The 18,701-nt window shown below is 74.2% G+C and carries 14 protein-coding genes and 1 rRNA gene; 13 read left to right on the forward strand and 2 right to left on the reverse strand.

Annotation, left to right across the window (positions count from 1 at the left end; all coding sequences use genetic code 11):
* The first annotated feature begins 231 nt into the window (after positions 1-231).
* A 5S ribosomal RNA gene (rrf, locus tag E8D37_RS00005) occupies positions 232-348 on the forward strand.
* A gap of 130 nt (positions 349-478) precedes the next feature.
* Here the strand turns inward: rrf and E8D37_RS00010 are convergent.
* Complete coding sequence (locus E8D37_RS00010; protein WP_136567721.1) at positions 479-1,672, reverse strand: DUF1015 family protein; 1,194 nt, start codon at positions 1,670-1,672, stop codon at positions 479-481.
* 143 nt (positions 1,673-1,815) lie between these two features.
* Here E8D37_RS00010 and E8D37_RS00015 point away from each other — a divergent pair, with 143 nt between their 5' ends.
* From E8D37_RS00015 to E8D37_RS00045, 8 genes are all read left to right on the forward strand, one after another.
* Entirely contained in the window at positions 1,816-2,826 is a 1,011-nt protein-coding gene (locus E8D37_RS00015; protein ID WP_240770088.1) for an HAD hydrolase-like protein, read from the forward strand.
* Positions 2,827-2,860: 34 nt separating this feature from the next.
* Positions 2,861-3,130: a hypothetical protein gene (locus E8D37_RS00020; protein WP_136567722.1), complete on the forward strand. Its 270-nt coding sequence runs from the start codon at positions 2,861-2,863 to the stop codon at positions 3,128-3,130.
* 4 nt (positions 3,131-3,134) lie between these two features.
* A complete protein-coding gene (locus E8D37_RS00025; protein ID WP_136567723.1) occupies positions 3,135-3,974 on the forward strand; it encodes a TlyA family RNA methyltransferase in 840 nt (279 codons plus the stop codon).
* Positions 3,971-4,918 carry an NAD kinase gene (locus E8D37_RS00030; RefSeq protein WP_136567724.1) on the forward strand — a complete coding sequence of 316 codons (948 nt, stop codon included), beginning with the start codon at positions 3,971-3,973 and terminating at the stop codon, positions 4,916-4,918. Before E8D37_RS00025 ends, E8D37_RS00030 begins: the two co-directional genes overlap by 4 nt.
* Complete coding sequence (recN, locus tag E8D37_RS00035; protein WP_136567725.1) at positions 4,919-6,688, forward strand: DNA repair protein RecN; 1,770 nt, start codon at positions 4,919-4,921, stop codon at positions 6,686-6,688. It begins immediately after the preceding gene.
* 141 nt (positions 6,689-6,829) lie between these two features.
* A complete protein-coding gene (gene steA / locus E8D37_RS19655; RefSeq protein ID WP_168929549.1) occupies positions 6,830-8,044 on the forward strand; it encodes a putative cytokinetic ring protein SteA in 1,215 nt (404 codons plus the stop codon).
* Positions 8,045-8,124: 80 nt separating this feature from the next.
* A complete protein-coding gene (locus tag E8D37_RS00040) occupies positions 8,125-9,003 on the forward strand; it encodes a copper transporter (RefSeq protein WP_168929550.1) in 879 nt (292 codons plus the stop codon).
* A gap of 123 nt (positions 9,004-9,126) precedes the next feature.
* Positions 9,127-10,833, forward strand: coding sequence for a CTP synthase (locus tag E8D37_RS00045; protein ID WP_136567726.1), 1,707 nt, complete (start codon positions 9,127-9,129; stop codon positions 10,831-10,833).
* Positions 10,834-10,938: 105 nt separating this feature from the next.
* On the opposite strand, the gene pepN is transcribed toward E8D37_RS00045, so the two are convergent.
* Entirely contained in the window at positions 10,939-13,410 is a 2,472-nt protein-coding gene (gene pepN / locus E8D37_RS00050) for an aminopeptidase N (RefSeq protein WP_136567727.1), read from the reverse strand.
* Between the two features lie 151 nt (positions 13,411-13,561).
* Here pepN and E8D37_RS00055 point away from each other — a divergent pair, with 151 nt between their 5' ends.
* The 4 genes from E8D37_RS00055 (at position 13,562) to E8D37_RS00070 (ending at position 18,585) form a co-directional block, all read left to right on the forward strand.
* Positions 13,562-14,176 (forward strand): NUDIX hydrolase, encoded by a 615-nt coding sequence (locus E8D37_RS00055; protein WP_136567728.1) that lies wholly within the window; start codon positions 13,562-13,564, stop codon positions 14,174-14,176.
* Positions 14,177-14,366: 190 nt separating this feature from the next.
* A complete protein-coding gene (gene xerD / locus E8D37_RS00060) occupies positions 14,367-15,269 on the forward strand; it encodes a site-specific tyrosine recombinase XerD (RefSeq protein WP_206055509.1) in 903 nt (300 codons plus the stop codon).
* Positions 15,270-15,334: 65 nt separating this feature from the next.
* A complete protein-coding gene (locus tag E8D37_RS00065) occupies positions 15,335-17,974 on the forward strand; it encodes a DEAD/DEAH box helicase (RefSeq protein WP_136567729.1) in 2,640 nt (879 codons plus the stop codon).
* Positions 17,975-18,297: 323 nt separating this feature from the next.
* Positions 18,298-18,585, forward strand: coding sequence for a GNAT family N-acetyltransferase (locus E8D37_RS00070; RefSeq protein ID WP_136567730.1), 288 nt, complete (start codon positions 18,298-18,300; stop codon positions 18,583-18,585).
* Positions 18,586-18,701 lie beyond the last annotated feature (116 nt).

Raw genomic sequence — 18,701 nt, forward strand, 5'->3', positions numbered from 1 at the left:
CCGGTACTAATAGGCCGAGGGCTTGTCACCACACTCCTACACTGCACACACAAACAAACAACCAAGACAGGTTGTGGTTGAGCGTGTTCGCGTCCACTGATTGAACAACCAGACACACTCCACGTCTGTACAGCGACTGCTGTGCGGGCGTGGACAGATATGGCCTGGTCAACACCACCCCAGGGGCCCCGACAGGGCCCGAACAAGGGGTGGGGTGTTGATCGATAGAGTTACGGCGGCCATAGCGAGAGGGAAACACCCGGTCCCATCCCGAACCCGGAAGTTAAGCCTCTCAGCGCCGATGGTACTGCAACCGCGAGGCTGTGGGAGAGTAGGACGCCGCCGGACATACCCCAAGCAGGACGCCTGCTGAGTAGAAGCACCAACGAGTGCTCCTCAGCAGGCGCCCTGCATTTTTGCGTTCCTTCTTCGCGTCGTTTTCCAGCCGCGTCCAAGGTGAGTCGTCGGCGGCCGTTGGTCAGAGCTGGCGCATGAGGATGCTCGGGTTCGGCTTCGGCTGGAAGGACGTGGACTTCTCCGGGAGCGGGGCGGCTCCCTCGCTCATGGCGAGCACCCGCTCGAGGGTGAGGGGCGCCAGGAGGAAGGCGACGCCGCTCTCGTCCTGGGCCTGCTGGAGGGCGGGGCCTGCCGCGTGGTGGTGCGTGAGGTCGAGGACGTCCTCGACCAGCTGCGGCAGGAGGCGGTGGTGCAGGACCTGGAGGGGGAGCAGCGCCTCCTCACGGTGCTGCGTGGTCTCGGCGCGTCGAGGCGTGGTCACGATGGTGAGCGTGTCGGTGCCGTCGGTGGCGACGATGGTCTCCGGCCCGAGCCGGGCCAGCCAGGTCCCGTCGTGCCGGTGGGTGGGGTAGCCGAGACCGTCGGCCGCGCGTTGCAGGGCGCCCAGGCTGAGTCCGGCGGCGAACCGGTGGATGGGGCCGAGTGCCAGGGGGGTGTCGTCCTGGTCGATGAGCATGGCGAGTCCGGAGGTGGTCCGTGGCTCGGTGTGCCGGGCCTCCTCGAGGTAGGCCGCGTAGCGGTGGTGGCCGTCGGCGAGGAGCGCACGACCGAGGGCGAGCTGTTCCTGGACGGGGCGGGTCAGATCCTGCGGGACGCGCCACAGGCGGTGGGTCTGGCCGGCACGGTCCAGGCCGTCGGTGATCGGTTCGGCCTCTCGCACGTGGGACAGCAGCGCTCTGAGCTCGGGCGTACCACGATGGACCAGGAGGATCGGTGCGGGTTGGACCCCCGTCTCGCGCATGCGTGCCGCCAGCTCACCCACCTGGTCGGGCTCGACCCCCTCGTGGGGGACGACACTGGCGTCGGTGGGGACGTCCGTGAGGTCGTCCAGGGGCAGCACACCGATGAGCCCGCGCACCAGCAGGTCGGGGGTGCCGTACTCGTGGAGCCAGAGGGCGGGCTGGTCGTCGCGGACGAGGTGACCGCGGCGCTGCCACTGGGCGAGGCGCTCGGCCACCCGTCGGTACGGGCGGGCGAAGGCTCGGGCCGCGGCCGGGTCCGCGACGTGGGCCACGGCCATCCGCGTGGCGACGAAGGGGTCGAGGCGCAGGGGACCGGCCACACCGGGCACGCGGTTCCCGCGTCCGTCGCCGCGGACCGCCGGGGTCGGCTCGGCCGTGGTGGCCGTCCCCGAGGGGGTAGTCCGGTCCTGCATCCGTCCATCGTAGGCTCGCGGCGAGCAGTGTCACCGCCTCCGGCCGGCGATCGTTGCGCCGTGCGGCACGTGACGTCGGCGAACGGTCCTGGCCGCGTGAGTCCCGAGACCTGCTGACACCCCCGTCCACCGAAAGGACCCCCATGCTCGCGAGCACCTCGCGTCCCCTCTGCGAGGAGCACGACCTCGCCATGTTCGACCTGGACGGCGTCATCTACGTGGGCGGGCACGCGGTCGAGCACGCCCCCGAGTCGGTGGCCTCGGCGCGGGAGACCGGGATGCGGGTCGCGTTCGTCACGAACAACGCCTCGCGCCCGCCGAGCACGGTGGCCGACCACCTCACCGACATCGGGGTCCCGGCGCGGGTGGACGACGTCGTGACGTCCTCCCAGGCGGCCGCCCGGGTGCTCCGGGACCGTCTGGGCGCAGGGGCTCGGGTCGTGGCGCTCGGGACCACGGGCCTGCTGGAGGCGCTGGACGCCGAGGGTCTGGTGGCAGTCGGGCCGGACGACGAGGCAGAGGCGCTGGTGACGGGCTATGCGCCCGACCTGCCGTGGAAGGACCTGATGCGGGGGTCCGTCCGCGTCCGGGACGGCCTGTTCTGGGTCGCCACGAACACCGACATGACGATCCCGACCCCGTACGGGGTCGCTCCCGGCCACGGCGTCCTGGTGGAGATGATGCGGCGCTTCACCGGCGTCGAGCCGGTCGTCGGCGGGAAGCCGGCGCCGCCGCTGCTGGAGGAGACCATCCGACGCGTGGGCGGCGAACGTCCCCTCATGGTCGGCGACCGCATCGACACCGACATCGAGGGCGGGATCGCCGTGGGCGTGCCGACGCTCCTCGTGCTCACGGGGGTCTCCGGCCTGGAGGAGCTCGTGGGGACCGCGCCCGAGCACCGACCCAGCTACGTCTCGCCGGACCTCCGCGGGCTGCTCGTCGAGCACCCGGAGGTGTCCGTGGACGGTGGCTCCGCGACGTGCGGCGGCTGGACCGCGTCCCTCGACGAGGAGAACGGTCCCCGCGTCCTGGTCGACGGCTCGGGCGACGCCCAGGCCTGGTGGCGCGCGGTGCTGTCGGTGGCGTGGCGGCACCTGGACGCGACGGGCGAGCCCGTGGGCATCGACGGCCTGAACCCTCCCGAGGCGGACTGAGGCCCTGTCGGTCGTGACGGATAGTCTCCCGTCCATGAGCAGCACGCCCCCGGAGCAGGCCCCGGACGCGGTCGACCTCCCGGAGGCCCCGGTCACGGGCGTCGCGTCGGTCGACGCCGTGCTCGTCGACGTCTCCGCACTGGGGCGCCTGGACCCCGAGACCGGTGAGCTGCCCGACGTCGCGGACCACGTGGGGGTCTTCGAGTCGGCGCACAGCCGACTGCGACGCGCCCTCGACGCCGACCCCGACGCGCCGGTGTGGACGGGGCCGCGTCCCGACGTCACCGCGGCGACGGAGGGCTGATCGCGTGCCTCCTCGTCGTCTCCGGCTCGACGCCGAGCTCGTCCGGCGCCGGCTCGCGCGGTCCCGCGAGCACGCCAGCGAGCTGATTGCCGCGGGCCGCGTCACCGTGCAGGGCGTGCGCGCCACCAAGCCGGCCACGGCCATCACCACCGACGTCGCCATCGTCGTCCGCGAGGACGAGGACCGACCCGACTACGTCTCCCGCGGCGGCCACAAGCTGGCCGGTGCGCTCAGGGCCTTCGCCTCGGGCGGACTCACGGCCCAGGGCCGACGCTGCCTGGACGCCGGTGCCTCGACCGGGGGCTTCACCGACGTCCTCCTGCGCGCCGGCGCCGCCGAGGTCGTGGCCGTGGACGTGGGCTACGGGCAGCTGGCCTGGCAGCTCCAGCAGGACGAGCGCGTGCACGTCCACGACCGGACGAACATCCGCGAGCTCACCACCGAGCTGATCGGCGGACCCGTCGACCTCGTCGTGGGGGACCTCTCCTTCATCTCCCTCACGCTCGTGCTCGACGCGCTGGTCTCCGTCACCCGGCCCGAGGGCGACCTCGCGCTCATGGTGAAGCCGCAGTTCGAGGTCGGCAAGGACAGGGTCGGCAAGGGCGGGGTCGTGCGCGACCCCGACCTGCGCGCGGAGGCCGTGCTCACGGTCGCCGCGGCCGCAGCGTCGCGCGGGTGGGGCACCGTCGGCGCGACCACGAGCCCGCTGCCGGGGCCGTCCGGCAACGTCGAGTTCTTCCTCTGGCTGCGCAGGGACGCCGGCGCGGTCGACGAGGACGCCGTCCACAGGCTCGTCCGGGGGGAGGACCCCTGGGCAGCCGAGGATGAGAGGGTGGAGTCGTGACCGAGCACCCCCTGGAGGACCGACGCGTCCTGCTCCTCACGCACACCGGTCGCGAGGCGGCCTGCGAGGTCGCGCGCGAGGTGATGGCCGGCCTCACCGGCCAGGGCCTCCGCGTACGGGTGCCGGCCTCCGAGGCCGCGGACATGGGGCTCGAGCCCGGCTCGGCCGCGCCGCTGGTCGAGGTGGCCGCGGACGCGTCGCGCGCCGGCGAGGGCTGCGAGCTCGCACTCGTCATCGGCGGCGACGGCACGATCCTGCGGGCGGCCGAGATCGCCCTGCCGACGGGCACCCCGATCCTCGGCGTGAACCTCGGGCACGTCGGCTTCCTGGCCGAGGCCGAGCACGACCACGTCGCCGCGACGCTCCAGGCGGTGGTCGACCGCGCGTACGCGGTCGAGGACCGGATGACCCTCGACGTCCGCGTCTACCAGGACGGGACGCTCGTCCGGTCCACGTTCGCCCTCAACGAGGCGTCCGTGGAGAAGGCCGCCCGCGAGCGGATGCTCGAGGTCGTCGCCGAGGTCGACGGGCGCCCCCTGTCCCGCTGGGGCTGCGACGGGGTCGTGTGCGCGACGCCGACCGGTTCCACCGCCTACAACTTCAGCGCGGGCGGCCCCGTCGTGTGGCCCGACGTCGACGCGCTGCTCATGGTCCCGATCAGCGCGCACGCGCTCTTCGCCCGGCCGCTCGTGGTCTCGCCGGAGTCCGTGCTGGCCGTCGAGGTGCTCCCGGGTGCTCAGTCCGCCGGCGTCCTGTGGGCAGACGGGCGTCGGGCGATCGAGCTGCCGCCGGGTGCCCGCATCGAGGTGCGCCGCGGCCCGAGCCCGGTCCGGCTCGCGCGGCTGCACGAGGCGCCGTTCACCGACCGACTCGTGGCCAAGTTCGGCCTGCCCGTGGAGGGCTGGCGGGGCCGCGCGGAACGACTGCAGCGAGGGGAGCGCTAGGTGATCGAGGAGATCCGCATCGCCGACCTGGGCGTCATCGACTCCTCCACCCTCGAGCTGGGCCCCGGTCTCACGGTGCTCACCGGTGAGACGGGTGCGGGCAAGACGATGGTGGTGACCGCGCTCGGGCTGCTGCTCGGTGCCCGCGGCGACTCCGGCGCGGTCCGTTCCGGCGCGTCCCGGGCCCGGGTCGAGGGGCTCGTCCGGGTGGACGGCCTCGGGGCGGGGGCCGCGTCGTTCGCCCGGGGCGTCGAGGACGCGGGCGGCGAGGTCGAGGACGGCCAGGTCGTGCTCGCCCGCAACATCTCCGCCGAGGGCCGTTCGCGGGCGTTCGTCGGCGGCGCGGCTGTCCCGGCGTCCACCCTGGGCGAGCTCACGGAGCCGCTGGTGGCGGTTCACGGGCAGTCCGACCAGCACCGCCTCCTGCGCCCCCGCGCGCAGCGCGAGGCCCTGGACCGCTTCGGCGGGCCCAAGGTCGCCCGCCTGGCGGCGCGGTGGGCAGAGGACTTCGACGCGCTGCGGGCCACCGAGGAGGAGCTCGTCGAGCTGGTCGAGGCCGCGCGCGAGCGCGCCCGCGAGGCCGACCTGCTGCGCTTCGGGCTCGACGAGATCGAGGCCGTGGACCCGCAGCCGGGGGAGGACGAGCAGCTGGCCGCGGACGAGACGCGGCTCGGCTTCGCCGACACGCTGCGCACCGCGGCCGAGTCGGCGCGCGAGGCGCTCTCCAGCGAGGAGGGCCGCCCGGACGCCCTGGGCGCGGTGGCCGCCGCGCGCACGAGCCTGGAGGGCGTGCGGGAGCACGACCCCGAGGCGGCGGCCCTGGCCGACCGGGTCGCGGAGGTGTCCTACCTGCTCGGCGACGTCGCCGCGGACGTCGCCTCCTACGCCTCCGGGGTCGAGACCGACCCCGCGCGGCTGGCCGGGGTCTCCGAGCGTCGCGCCGCCCTGACCGCCCTCACCCGCAAGTACGGGGAGACCGTCGAGGAGGTGCTCGAGTGGTCCCGCCGGAGCGCCCAGCGGCTCCTGGAGCTCGACGGCACCGACGAGCGCATCGAGGCGCTGCGCGCCGAGCGGGCCCGGCGGCGCGAGGCCCTCGCCGAGACCGGGGCGGCGCTCACCGCGGCCCGCGAGTCCGCCGGCACGCGCCTGGGCAAGGCGGTGACCGCCGAGCTCGGCGGGCTCGCCATGCCGCACGCCCGGCTCACCGTCGCCGTCACGCGGCACGAGGCCGCCGCACCGGCCGACCCCGAGGCCGCCGGGGCCCCGCTGCGCGTGGGGGACGCCTGGTTCCGGTTCGCCCGCTCCGGCCTCGACGAGGTCGAGCTGCTGCTGGCCGCCAACACCGGCAGCGAACCGCGGCCGCTGGGCAAGGGCGCCTCCGGGGGCGAGCTCTCCCGCGTCATGCTCGGGCTCGAGGTGGCTCTGGCCGGCACCAACCCCGTCCCGACCTTCGTCTTCGACGAGGTGGACGCCGGCGTCGGCGGTGCGGCTGCCGTCGAGATCGGCAAGCGCCTGGCCGCCCTGGCCCGCGAGGCCCAGGTCCTCGTCGTCACCCACCTGCCGCAGGTCGCCGCGTTCGCGGACCGGCACGTCGTCGTCCGCAAGGCCCACGACGGCTCGGTGACGAGCTCCGGCCTCACGCTGCTGTCCGAGGACGCGCGCGAGGAGGAGCTGTCGCGGATGATGGCGGGGCTCGAGGGCTCCGACACCGCCCTGGCCCACGCCCGCGAGCTGCTGGAGGTCGCGCGCGCCGAGCGCGCGGGCGCCTGACGCTGCCCTGGCGCTGCCCTGGCCCGGCCCGCCGGCGGCGTGCGGTCACGTCCCCGGCGGGTGTCGACCGGCCCACAGGCTCAGGACACGCGCGGCCGCCTCCCGGGCAGCCGTGGGTCCGTTTGCGACAGTGGGGCGGTCATGAGGATCTCGGCACGTCGACGTCAGCAAGCACTGCCGGGCCTGCGCGGTCAGGCCCGGGTGGAGCGTCGCGCCGGCGACCTCCTCGGCAGGCTCCAGCCGGGGGACGTGGTGGTCGTCGACCACACGGACCTCGACCGGGCCACGGCGGAGGGACTGGTGCGCGCGGGTGCGCTCGCCGTCCTCAACGCCGCGCCGATGATGTCCGGCAGGTACCCCAGCCAGGGGCCGCGCATCCTGGTGGACGCCGGGGTCACGGTGATCGACCGGCTGGGCGACGAGCTCCTCGCGGTCGTCCGCGACGGCTCGCCGCTGCGGCTGCTGGACGGCGTCGTCCACGTCGGCGAGGCGCACGAGCTCACCGGGCGCGTCGTCACCTCCGCGATGCTGGACGAGGAGACGCAGGAGGCCCGGTCCGGGCTCGCGGCCCAGCTCGAGACCCTCACCCACAACGCCGCGGAGTTCCTGCGCCGCGAGGAGGACCTGCTGCTGCACGGCCGCGGGCTCCCGCCGCTGGCGGTGCCGGTGCGCAGGCGGACCGTGGCCGTCGTCGTGGACGGGCCGTCCCTGGCCGACGAGCTCGCCCGCGTCCGCGACTACCTGCGCGAGCAGGAGCCGGTCGTCATCGCCGTCGGAGCCGCCGCGGTGGCCCTGCGAGGAGCCGGGATCAAGCCGGCCGTCATCGTGGTCGACCTGCGCGACGGGGAGGACCCTCCGCCCTCCGCCGTCCTCGACGACGCCAAGCAGGTGGTCGTCCTCGTCCGAGGCCCGGGCGAGCCGACCGACTTCGAGCAGCGGATGGGCCGCCGCTCCAGCCGTGTCGAGACCAGCGCCCAGGCCGAGGACGCCGCCCTCCTCCTCGCGGACGCGGGGGAGGCCGCCCTCGTCGTGGGGGTCGGCGTCCACGCCACGCTGGAGGACTTCCTGGACCGTCAGCGCGGCGGTCTCTCCAGCACCTACCTCACGCGCCTCAAGCTCGGACCCCGCCTGGTCGACGCCGAGGCGGTACCGCGCCTGTACTCCGGACGGGTGCGGCCCTGGCACCTGCTCGTCGTCATGGTCGCCGGGCTCCTCGCCCTCGTCGCGGCCGTCTCCACCACGCCCACGGGCGCGGGCTGGAGCGCCGAGTGGCAGTCGTGGGCCGTCACGGCCTGGGACTGGCTGGTCGACGGCTGGGACGCGGTGTCGTCCTGGGTCGCCTCCCTGACCGGCTGACGCCAGCTCGCCCCGGCCGGCGCCCGCCCGCCCCGCCGCAGCACACCCCCACCAGCTCCACCCCGGAAGGCAGCACCCCTGTGATCACCTACCGCCACCACGTGGTCTCCCTCGTGGCCGTGTTCCTCGCCCTCGCCGTGGGGGTCGTGCTCGGCGGCGGTCCGCTCTCGGAGCCGGCCGACGACGCCGGCAGCAGCAGCGCCACGTCGACGGCGGCCAGCGAGCGTGACGAGGCCGCGGCGACGTACGCGGACACGATGGCCGAGGCCTCCGAGGCGAGACTGCTGGGCAACCGCCTCGATGGGAGCACCGTCGCGATCGTCACCACGCCCGGCGTGGACGAGGACACGGTCAGCGCGCTCACGTCCGAGATCTCCGACCGAGGCGGCTCGGTGACGGCCCGCTACGACCTCCTGGACACCCTGGTGGGCGGCAGCTCGACCTCGCTGGTCGACACGCTGGGCACCCAGCTGGTGACCCAGCTCGACGCGGGCACGGTCGACAAGAACGCCTCCAGCTACGTGCGCATCGGTCAGCTCCTCGGACTCGCGATCGCCACCACGTCCGCGCAGGGCACCGCCGCCGACACCGACACCCGCACGATCCGGGCCAGCCTGTCCGGGGCGGACCTCGCGACGTCCAGCAAGGCCTCGGCGGCCCGCGCCGGGCTGGTGCTCGTCGTCCTGGGTGACGACACCGACGCCGACGTCCTCGCCGCGATCGTCTCCGGCGTCTCCGCGATGGCCGGCGGCGTCGTGGTGGCCGGCTCCACCGCCTCGGCCACCGACGGCACCCTCGCCGGGCTGCGCGAGTCCTCGGTGGCGGACGCCGTCCCGACCGTCGACAGCGTGCAGCGCACCGCGGGACAGGTGACCGCGCTGCTGGCGCTCACGACCGCCTCCGGCGGGCAGGGTGGCGACTACGGCCCGGTCGCGGGCACCGCCGTCCCGCTGGACTGACGCCCGACCCCTCCCCGCGGGGCGCGCAACAGGCGTCCCACGACCGTGGCGCACCCGACACGAGAGGGTGAGTGGCGCGGCGGGTTCCGCGAACAGACCCCACGGGGCTTAGGATCGAGGCCCGTGAGGAACTCAGCCCCGACCAAGCACGTGTTCGTCAGCGGGGGCGTCGCCTCCTCGCTCGGCAAGGGGCTCACCGCCTCCAGCCTCGGCCGTCTGCTGCGCTCGCGCGGCCTGCGGGTCACGATGCAGAAGCTCGACCCGTACCTGAACGTCGACCCCGGGACGATGAACCCGTTCCAGCACGGCGAGGTCTTCGTGACCGAGGACGGCGCGGAGACCGACCTGGACATCGGTCACTACGAGCGCTTCCTCGACACCGACCTGTCGGGCAACGCGAACGTGACCACCGGCCAGGTGTACTCCAACGTCATCGCCAAGGAGCGCCGCGGCGACTACCTCGGCGAGACCGTGCAGGTCATCCCGCACATCACCAACGAGATCTCCGAGCGCATCCTCGCGATGCACGGCCCGGACGTCGACGTGGTGATCACCGAGATCGGTGGCACGGTCGGCGACATCGAGTCGCTGCCGTTCCTCGAGGCCGCCCGCCAGGTCCGTCAGACCCTCGGCCGCGACAACGTGTTCTTCATCCACGTCTCGCTGGTGCCCTACATCGGCCCCTCCAAGGAGCTGAAGACCAAGCCGACGCAGCACTCGGTCGCCGCGCTGCGCCAGGTCGGCATCCAGCCCGACGCCATCGTCTGCCGGGCCGACCGCGAGCTCCCCGAGGGCATCAAGGCCAAGATCGCGCTCATGTGCGACGTGGACGTCGAGGCCGTGGTCACCGCCGCCGACGCGCCGTCCATCTACGACATCCCGAAGGTGCTGCACCGCGAGGGCCTCGACGCCTACGTCGTGCGCCGCCTCGACCTGCCGTTCCGCGACGTCGACTGGACGCTGTGGGACGACCTGCTCCGCCGCGTCCACCACCCCAAGGAGGAGGTGACCGTCGCGCTGGTCGGCAAGTACATCGACCTGCCCGACGCCTACCTCTCCGTGGCCGAGGCGCTGCGCGCCGGCGGCTTCGCCCACGAGGCGAAGGTCAACATCGAGTGGATCCCGTCCGACGAGTGCGCCACGCCCGCGGGCGCGGCCAAGCAGCTCGCTGACGTGGACGCCGTGTGCGTGCCCGGCGGCTTCGGCATCCGCGGCCTCGAGGGCAAGCTCGGCGCCCTCACCTACGCCCGCACGCACGGCATCCCGACCCTCGGCCTGTGCCTGGGCCTGCAGTGCATGGTCATCGAGTACTCCCGCAGCATGCTGGGCCTGGAGTCGGCCGGCTCGACCGAGTTCGACCCCGAGACCACCGAGCCCGTCATCGCGACCATGGACGAGCAGAAGGCGTTCGTCGAGGGCGCCGGCGACCTCGGCGGCACCATGCGCCTGGGCCGCTACCCGGCCGCGCTGAAGGAGGGCTCGGTCGTCCGCGCCACCTACGGCGAGAAGCTCGTCGACGAGCGGCACCGTCACCGCTACGAGGTCAACAACGCCTACCGCGACCGCCTCGAGGCCGCGGGCCTGGTCATCTCCGGCACGTCGCCCGACGGCACCCTCGTCGAGTTCGTCGAGCTGCCCAAGGACGTCCACCCCTACTACGTGGCCACGCAGGCGCACCCGGAGCTCAAGTCGCGCCCGACCCGCCCGCACCCCCTGTTCAAGGGCCTCGTCGGCGCGGCCATCGCCCGCCAGCGCGAGACGCGTCTGGAGATGGACGAGTCCACGCTGCGTCGCAAGGACGACGACGCCGTGGTGGTCGAGCAGGACTGACCCGCCGGCGGCGTGAGCCGCCCGACGGCCGACAGCGCCCCGTCACCGCGAGGTGGCGGGGCGCTGGTGCGCATCGAGGGGGTGGATCGGTGCCCGCTCCTGGTCTCAGTCCAGCTCGCCGCGGGCCAGCAGGTAGCGCCGCAGCGTGTCGGCCCCCAGGGCGATGTTGGTCCGCACGGCCGGGACGACGTCCGGGTCCGCGGCGATCGCCGAGGCCCGGTCGAGGAAGGCCTGGTCCCCGATCCTCGGGAAGAAGCTGCGGACGAGCCCGTAGACGTTGAGCATCGCACCGCCGTCCAGCGCGCTCACGACGTCGAGGTAGCGGTCGGCGAAGGGACGCACGAGCGCGTGCTGGTCCGGGCGCCAGAAGGCACCGACCAGCAGCGAGTAGCCCTCGCTGCGGGGCAGGTCCCGCTGGACCGCCATCCGCTCGAACGCGGCCTCCTTGGCCTCCTGCTCGGGAAGCGCCGCCTCGACGCCGAGGGCGGACACCCACGCCTCCGGGTCCGGGTCGCGCTCGGTGAGGGCGAGGACGTCGTCCGCGTCGTGCCGGCCGGCGGCCGCGCGGGTGCGCAGCAGCCGCCACCCCAGCGGGACGTCGTCGACCGCCGCGTCCTCGAGCAGGGTGTCCCACCGCGGGTCGGCGCTGACCGAGGCCAGCGTGCGCAGCGCGGGCGAGCGGTACCCGGGGTGCTCGGCCAGCGACGCGGACACCTCCGCGAGCTCCGCGCAGGCGGCCGCCGTGTCGGCGGCGGGCGTCCAGAGGGTCGCGACGCCGGCGGCGTGGTCGAGCAGCGGCTCCACGAGGCCGGCGGCGGGCCGGGCGGCCAGGACGTCGAGCAGGACGTCGAGGGTGGCACCGGGGTCGAGGTCGCCGGAGTGGAGCAGGTCGAGCGCCGTCGCGGCGGCGACGGCCCGGTCGAGGGTGTCGCCCAGCGCCGCGGCCGAGCCGGTGAGCGCGCCGAGGGAGCGTGCGTCGGGGCGCACGTGGACGAAGGCCAGGTCGTCGGCGTTGAGCAGGTGCAGCCCGTCCTCGCCGACGTCGGGCAGCCCCGGCAGCGGGGTGCGGACACCGGTGGTCTCGACCGTGGTGGTGGCGACCTCGGTCAGGCCGCCGTCGTCCGCGCGGGTGAAGGAGCGGACCGCGATCGTGTGCGGGCGGGGTGCCTCGTCGTCGGGGGAGTCGACGACCAGGGCGGCGGGCTCGCCCAGCTCGAGGGAGACGGTGTCGGTGCCGGCGCGGTCGAGCCAGGCGGAGGTCCACCCCGACAGGTCGCGCCCCGAGGCGTCCTCGAGGGCGCCGATGAGGTCCGCGAGCACGGTGTTGCCCCAGGCGTGGGCGGAGAAGTAGCGCTGGAGCCCGTCCGCGAAGACGTCCTCCCCGAGCAGCGCGAGCAGCTGGCGGAGGACGGCCTGGCCCTTGAGGTAGGTGATCGCGTCGAAGTTCGCCATCGCCTGCCCGACGTCGGGCACCTCGCCGCGGATCGGGTGCGAGGCCGGGCCCGCGTCCTGGCGGTACCCGTGCGGCTCCTCGGCGACCGCGAAGGTGGCCCACGCGTCGGAGTAGGCGGTCGCCGACGACGCGGCCCACGCCGAGGCGAAGGACGCGAACGCCTCGTTCAGCCACAGGTCGTCCCACCAGCGCATGGTCACGAGGTCGCCGAACCACATGTGGGCCATCTCGTGCAGGAGGACGAGGGAGAGGTACTCGCGCTCGGCGGCCGTCGGCTCGCTGCGGGGGATCATCATGTCGCCCCAGGTGACGCAGCCCCAGTTCTCCATCGCGCCGCCCATGTCGGGCACGAACACCTGGTCGTAGCGCTCCTGGCCGAACGGTTGGCCGAAGGTCTCGGCGTAGAAGGCGAGCCCCTGCTCGGTGAGGGTGAGCAGCTCCTCGGCGTCCCGCTCGAGGAACTGCTTGATCGACTGCCGGCAGAACAGGCCGAGGCTGTGCCCGCCGCGCTGCTCGCGGATCTCGTGGAACGGCCCGGCGTTGACGACCACGACGTAGGTGGACAGGGGCGGGGTGTCGGGGAAGACCCAGGTGCGGGCGTCCTCGCCCGAATCGACGACCGACTCGGGGGCGCGGTTGCTGGTGACCGTCCAGGAGGCCGGGGCGAGCACGGTGAAGGCGTGGGGCGCCTTGAGGTCGGGCTGGTCGAAGCAGGCGAAGGCCCGACGGGCGTCGTCGGCCTCGAAGGACGACCAGACGTAGACGAGCCCGTCGGTGGGGTCGACGGTGCGCAGGATGCCGGTGGCGCTGGCGGTGTCGGCCTGCACCAGGTCGACCACGACCTCGTTGACCTCGTCGAGGTCCGCGAGGGTGATGCGCCCCTCGGATACGGCGGTCGCGACGTCCAGCTCGACGCCGTTGAGACGGACGCTGCGCACCTCGCCCACGGCGTCCAGGAAGGTCGTGGCTCCCGGCGTGGCGCAGCGGAAGTGGACGTGGCTGGTGGAGCGCCACTCGACGCCGGTCAGCAGGTCGGTGAGGTCGAGGTCGACGTCGTAGCGCTCGACGGTGACGAGCGCGGCGCGCTCCTCGGCCTCGGTGCGGGTCAGGCTCAGCTCGGTCACCGGTGCTCCTTCGGACGGTGGCGGGGGACGCCCCACTGGGGCGTCCGCCACGCTAGCGCTCCCCGGCGACGCCGGAGCCGACCGTGCCCGAGCGGGTGGGTCCGGGAACCGGGTCCCGGAGCCGGCGGCCGGTGCCACTAGCGTCGGGGGCATGACGACCGACCGCGTCGACGCCCGCGACGTCCTGCCCCCGCTCGAGGACCGGCCCGCGGCCTGGCCCGTGGACTCCTCCACCTACCTGCACCAGGACTCCTGGATCGTGGCGCTGCGCGAGGACCGGGTGCGCAGGCCCGGGCACCCGGAGGAGGAGCCGTTCCGGCGCGTCGCGCTGGAGCACCCGGGGGCGGCGGTCGTGCTGGCCGTGGACGAGCAGGACCGCGTGCTGGTGCTGTGGCAGTACCGGCACGCGGTGGGCCGGGTGCTGGTGGAGATCCCCGCCGGCGTCCTGGACCACGAGGGCGAGAGCCCGCTGGACGTCGCGCGCCGCGAGCTCCTGGAGGAGACCGGGTTCGGGGCCTCGTCCTGGACCCCGCTGGTCGACGTGTGGCCCTCGCCCGGCATCTCGGCCGAGCGGTCCGCGATCTTCCTGGCCCGGGGGCTGCGGGAGGTCGGCCGGCAGGGGTTCGTGCCCGAGCACGAGGAGGCCGAGGCCGTCCTCGGGAAGGTGCCGTTCGAGGACCTGCACACCGCCGTGCTCGACGGCCGGGTACAGGACGCGCCGGTGGTCATCGCGGTGCTCGCCGCGCGGGCCCGGGGGCTGGTGTGAGGCTGCGGCGCCGGTATGAGGCTGCGGGCTGGTGGACCGCGCGGCGAGGCACCCACGCCGTGTCGGCGCCGCGGGCTAGCCTGCGGCGGTGACCCAGAGCGTCGTCGAGCCCGCCTCCGCCGTGCCCCCGGCCGGCGCGGCGACGGCGACCCCGGCGGCCCCGGCGGTCCCGGGTGCCCCCGAGCGCGCGGTGCGGACCTACCTCGACCACCTCTCGGTGGAACGGGGCCTCTCGGCCAACACGCTGTCGTCCTACCGCCGGGACCTGCGGCGCTACCTGGGCTACCTGGACACGGTCGGGGTGACCTCGCTGGAGGACGTGGGGGAGCAGACCGTCACGGGCTTCCTCGCCCACCTGCGCGAGGGCGACGACGCGCACCCGCCCCTGGGGCCGAGCTCCGCGGCGCGGGCGGTCGTGGCCGTGCGCGGCTTCCACCGGTTCGCCCTCGCGGACGGCCTGCTGGCGAGCGACCCGGCGGCCGGCGTCCGCCCGCCCCAGCCGGCCAAGCGCCTGCCCAAGGCGCTGCCGCTCTCGGACGTCGAGGCGATCCTCGAGGCCGCCGGCGCGCCGGGCACGCCCCTGGCGCTGCGGGACCGGGCCCTGCTGGAGGTGCTGTACGGCACCGGGGCGCGCATCTCCGAGGCCGTCGGGCTGGACGTGGACGACCTGGACACCGTCGACGGGACCGTCCTGCTGGCCGGCAAGGGCGGCAAGGAGCGCATCGTGCCCGTGGGCTCTTTCGCCCTCGAGGCCGTCTCGGACTACCTGGTGCGCGCGCGACCCGACCTGGTGGGGGCCGGGACGCCCACCGGTGCCCTGTTCCTCAACTCCCGCGGCGGGCGGCTCTCGCGGCAGTCCGCGTGGGCGGTGCTCACCCGCGCCGCCGAGCGCGCGGGCGTGACCCGGGACGTCTCGCCGCACACGCTGCGCCACAGCTTCGCCACGCACCTGCTGGACGGCGGGGCGGACGTCCGCGTCGTCCAGGAGCTCCTGGGCCACGCGTCGGTGACGACCACCCAGGTCTACACGCTCGTCACCGTGGACAACCTGCGCGAGGTCTTCGCCACCGCGCACCCGCGCGCCCGCGGCTGAGCCCGGGCCCCTGGCCGGCGCGGGGATGAGCGGGCTGTCGGCGCGGACCGCGATACTGGGCCGCGATGCCTGACACGACCAGCGCCGAGACGCCCGCCTTCGACCCCCGTGACTGGCCCCCGGCGGGCTCGGACGCCGACCAGGTGGCCGATGCCGTCACCGCCTACGCGGCCTCGCGCGGCCTCGCGCTCTACCCGCACCAGGAGGAGGCGGTGCTGGAGCTGCTGGCGGGCTCGAACGTGGTGCTGGCGACGCCGACGGGCTCGGGCAAGTCGCTGGTGGCGATCGCCGCCCACGCCGCGGCGCTGGCCGACGACCGGGTGTCGTTCTACACCGCTCCCATCAAGGCGCTGGTGAGCGAGAAGTTCTTCGATCTGTGCCGGGTCTTCGGCGCCGACAACGTCGGCATGCTCACCGGGGACGCCTCGGTGAACGCCGACGCGCCGATCATCGCCTGCACGGCGGAGGTCCTGGCGAACCTGGCGCTGCGCGAGGGCCGCGCGGCCGACGTGGGCCTCGTGGTGATGGACGAGTTCCACTACTACGGCGAGCCCGACCGAGGGTGGGCGTGGCAGGTGCCGCTGCTGGAGCTCGTGGACGCGCAGTTCCTGCTCATGTCGGCGACGCTGGGGGACACGCGCTCGCTGCGCGCGGACCTGAGCGAGCGGACGGGGCGGGAGACGGCGCTGGTCGACCAGGCCGAGCGGCCCGTGCCGCTGACCTTCGAGTGGTCGCTGGAGCCGATGGCCGAGACGCTCGAGGAGCTGGTCACGACCGGTCAGGCGCCGGTCTACGTCGTGCACTTCACCCAGGCCGCGGCCGCCGAGCACGCCACGTCGCTGCTCCAGGCGGCGTGGGTCAAGCCGCCCGCGGAGCAGCGCGACGCGCTGGCCGAGAAGCTGGCCGGCGTCCGGTTCGCCGCCGGCTTCGGCAAGACGCTGTCCAAGCTGCTGCGCCGCGGCATCGGCGTCCACCACGCGGGGATGCTGCCCCGCTACCGGCGGCTCGTGGAGCAGCTGGCGCAGGCGGGGCTGCTGCGGGTCATCTGCGGCACCGACACGCTGGGGGTCGGCATCAACGTGCCGATCCGCACCGTGCTGTTCACCGGCCTGACGAAGTTCGACGGCAACCGGATGCGCACCCTGCGCACGCGGGAGTTCCTGCAGATCGCGGGTCGTGCCGGCCGGGCGGGCTTCGACACGGCCGGCACGGTCGTCGTCCAGGCCCCCGAGCACGTCATCGAGAACGAGAAGGCGAAGGCGAAGGCCGCGGAGCGGGTGGCCGCAAGCAAGAAGAAGTCCAAGGCGCAGCTGAAGAAGCCGCCGGAGGGCACGGTCGTGTGGACGGAGGCGACGTTCGACAAGCTCGTCGCCGGCGAGCCGGAGCCGCTCGTGCCGCGGATGAAGGTCGACAACGGCATGCTCCTCAACGTCCTGGCCCGGGAGGAGGACGCCGTGGCCGTGCTGCGGCGGCTGCTCACCGAGAACCACGAGGACCGGCGACGCCAGCTCAAGCTCGCCCGCCGGGCGCTGCGGCTGGGCCGCTCGCTGGTGGAGTCCGGCGTCGTCGTCCGGCTGGAGGAGCCGGACGAGCACGGCCGCCGCTACGTCCTGGGCGTCGACCTGCCCGACGACTTCGCCCTCAACCAGCCGCTGGCGCACTTCGCGCTCGAGGCGCTCACCGTGCTCGACCCCGAGAGCCCCGAGCACGCGCTCGACGTCATCTCGGTGGTGGAGTCGGTGCTCGAGGCGCCGCGGACGATCCTCCTGGCCCAGCAGTGGGCGGCGCGCGGGCGCGCTGTGGAGGAGATGAAGGCCGACGGCATGGAGTACGAGGAGCGGATGGAGGCGCTGGAGGAGATCACCTGGCCCCAGCCGCTGGCCGAGCTGCTCGAGGCCACCTACGAGATCTACCGCCGCACCCACGCCTGGCTCTCACCGGACCTGCTGGGGCCGAAGTCGGTGGTGCGCGACATGGTCGAGCAGGGCATGGGGTTCACCGACTTCGTCGCCCGCTACCAGCTCGCGCGGGGCGAGGGGCTGGTGCTGCGCTACCTCACCGACGCCTACCGGACGCTGCGCCAGACCGTCCCCGAGACCCACCGGGACGAGGAGCTGCACGGGCTGGTGGAGTGGCTGGGGGAGACGGTGAGGCAGACCGACTCCTCGCTGCTGGACGAGTGGGAGGCCCTCACCGACCCCGCCGGCGCGCTGGCCGAGCGCGGGGCGGAGCTCGCCGACCACGCCCCGCCGCCCCCGCCGCGGCCGCTCTCGGCGCAGGGTCGGGCGTTCGACGTCATGGTGCGCAACGCGATGTGGAGCCGGGTCGCCGGCATCGCTCGCGACGACCTCACCGCCCTCATGGCCATCGAGCGCGCCGCCGCCGACCGGTTCGAGGAGCCGCGCGAGGTCGTCATGGGCCGCTCCGCCTGGGACGAGGCGATCGAGGCCTACTACGCCGAGCACGACGAGGTCCTGACCGACGGCGACGCCCGCGGCCCCCGGCTGCTGGAGACCACCGCCCGCACCGGCGTCGCCCCCGGGGCCCACCCCGACTCCGACCCGGTGCGGCTGCTCGACGTCCGCCAGACCCTGCACGACCCCGAGGGTCACCACGACTGGGTCGTCGAGGCCGTCGCCGACCTCGACGCCACCGATGCCCTCGGTGAGCTCGTGATGCCGACCGTCGCGTTCCGGAGGTTGTGACTGCGGTTCCGGGCTGCGGTGCTGTGCTGGGTGCTGTGCGCTCCGGTGCTCACGTTTGGTCACCAACGTGGGGTTGGGGACGCTCGGGGACAGGGTTGGTGACCAAACGTGGTGGCGGCTGGCGTGGTGGGGCGGTGGTGCCCAGGTGCTGCAGGCGGCCGGGGTCGCGGCGGCTCGGCGGCTGGGTGGGTGACGTTTGGTCACCAACGTGGGGTTGGGGGCGCTCTGAGACCGGGTTGGTGACCAAACGTGAGGGCCGGCGCCGGGGTACGCCCGGCCGCGGCGCGGCCTCGACGGTGGTCGGCGCGACTAGTGTCGGAGTCATGAGCGAGCAGGTGGACGTCGAGCTGGACGAGGCCCGGCAGCGCTTCGTGGTCACGGTGGACGGCGTGCGCGCCGGGTACGCCGGCTACGAGCTGGACGGCGCGGTGGCGACGCTGGCGGTGACGGTGGTCGACCCGGCGTTCGGCGGCCGGGGGCTGGCGACGCGGCTGGCCGACGCGGCGTTCGAGCACGCCCGGACGTCCGGCTGGAGCGTCGTCCCGGCGTGCTCGTTCATGGCCGCCCATGTCGACAAGCACCCCGAGCTGGCGGACCTCGTCGCGCGCTGACGGCTCCACCGACAGCGCCGCTGCCGACACCAGTGACGGCGCCACCCGACCGTCATCCACCCCGCCCGCGTGGCCGCCGAGCACGCCGACACGCCGTCGTTCCTCCACAGAGTTAT

This window comes from Nocardioides sp. GY 10127 (genome assembly GCF_004919085.1).
Classification (GTDB): domain Bacteria; phylum Actinomycetota; class Actinomycetes; order Propionibacteriales; family Nocardioidaceae; genus Nocardioides.

Bases quoted from the DNA above. Each gene is read 5' to 3' on its own strand.
- E8D37_RS00070 (WP_136567730.1), top strand. From the start codon at position 18,298: ATGAGCGAGCAGGTGGACGTCGAGCTGGACGAGGCCCGGCAGCGCTTC.
- E8D37_RS00020 (WP_136567722.1), top strand. From the start codon at position 2,861: ATGAGCAGCACGCCCCCGGAGCAGGCCCCGGACGCGGTCGACCTCCCG.
- E8D37_RS00010 (WP_136567721.1), bottom strand. From the start codon at position 1,672: ATGCAGGACCGGACTACCCCCTCGGGGACGGCCACCACGGCCGAGCCG.
- E8D37_RS00015 (WP_240770088.1), top strand. From the start codon at position 1,816: ATGCTCGCGAGCACCTCGCGTCCCCTCTGCGAGGAGCACGACCTCGCC.
- E8D37_RS00055 (WP_136567728.1), top strand. From the start codon at position 13,562: ATGACGACCGACCGCGTCGACGCCCGCGACGTCCTGCCCCCGCTCGAG.
- steA (WP_168929549.1), top strand. From the start codon at position 6,830: ATGAGGATCTCGGCACGTCGACGTCAGCAAGCACTGCCGGGCCTGCGC.
- E8D37_RS00065 (WP_136567729.1), top strand. From the start codon at position 15,335: ATGCCTGACACGACCAGCGCCGAGACGCCCGCCTTCGACCCCCGTGAC.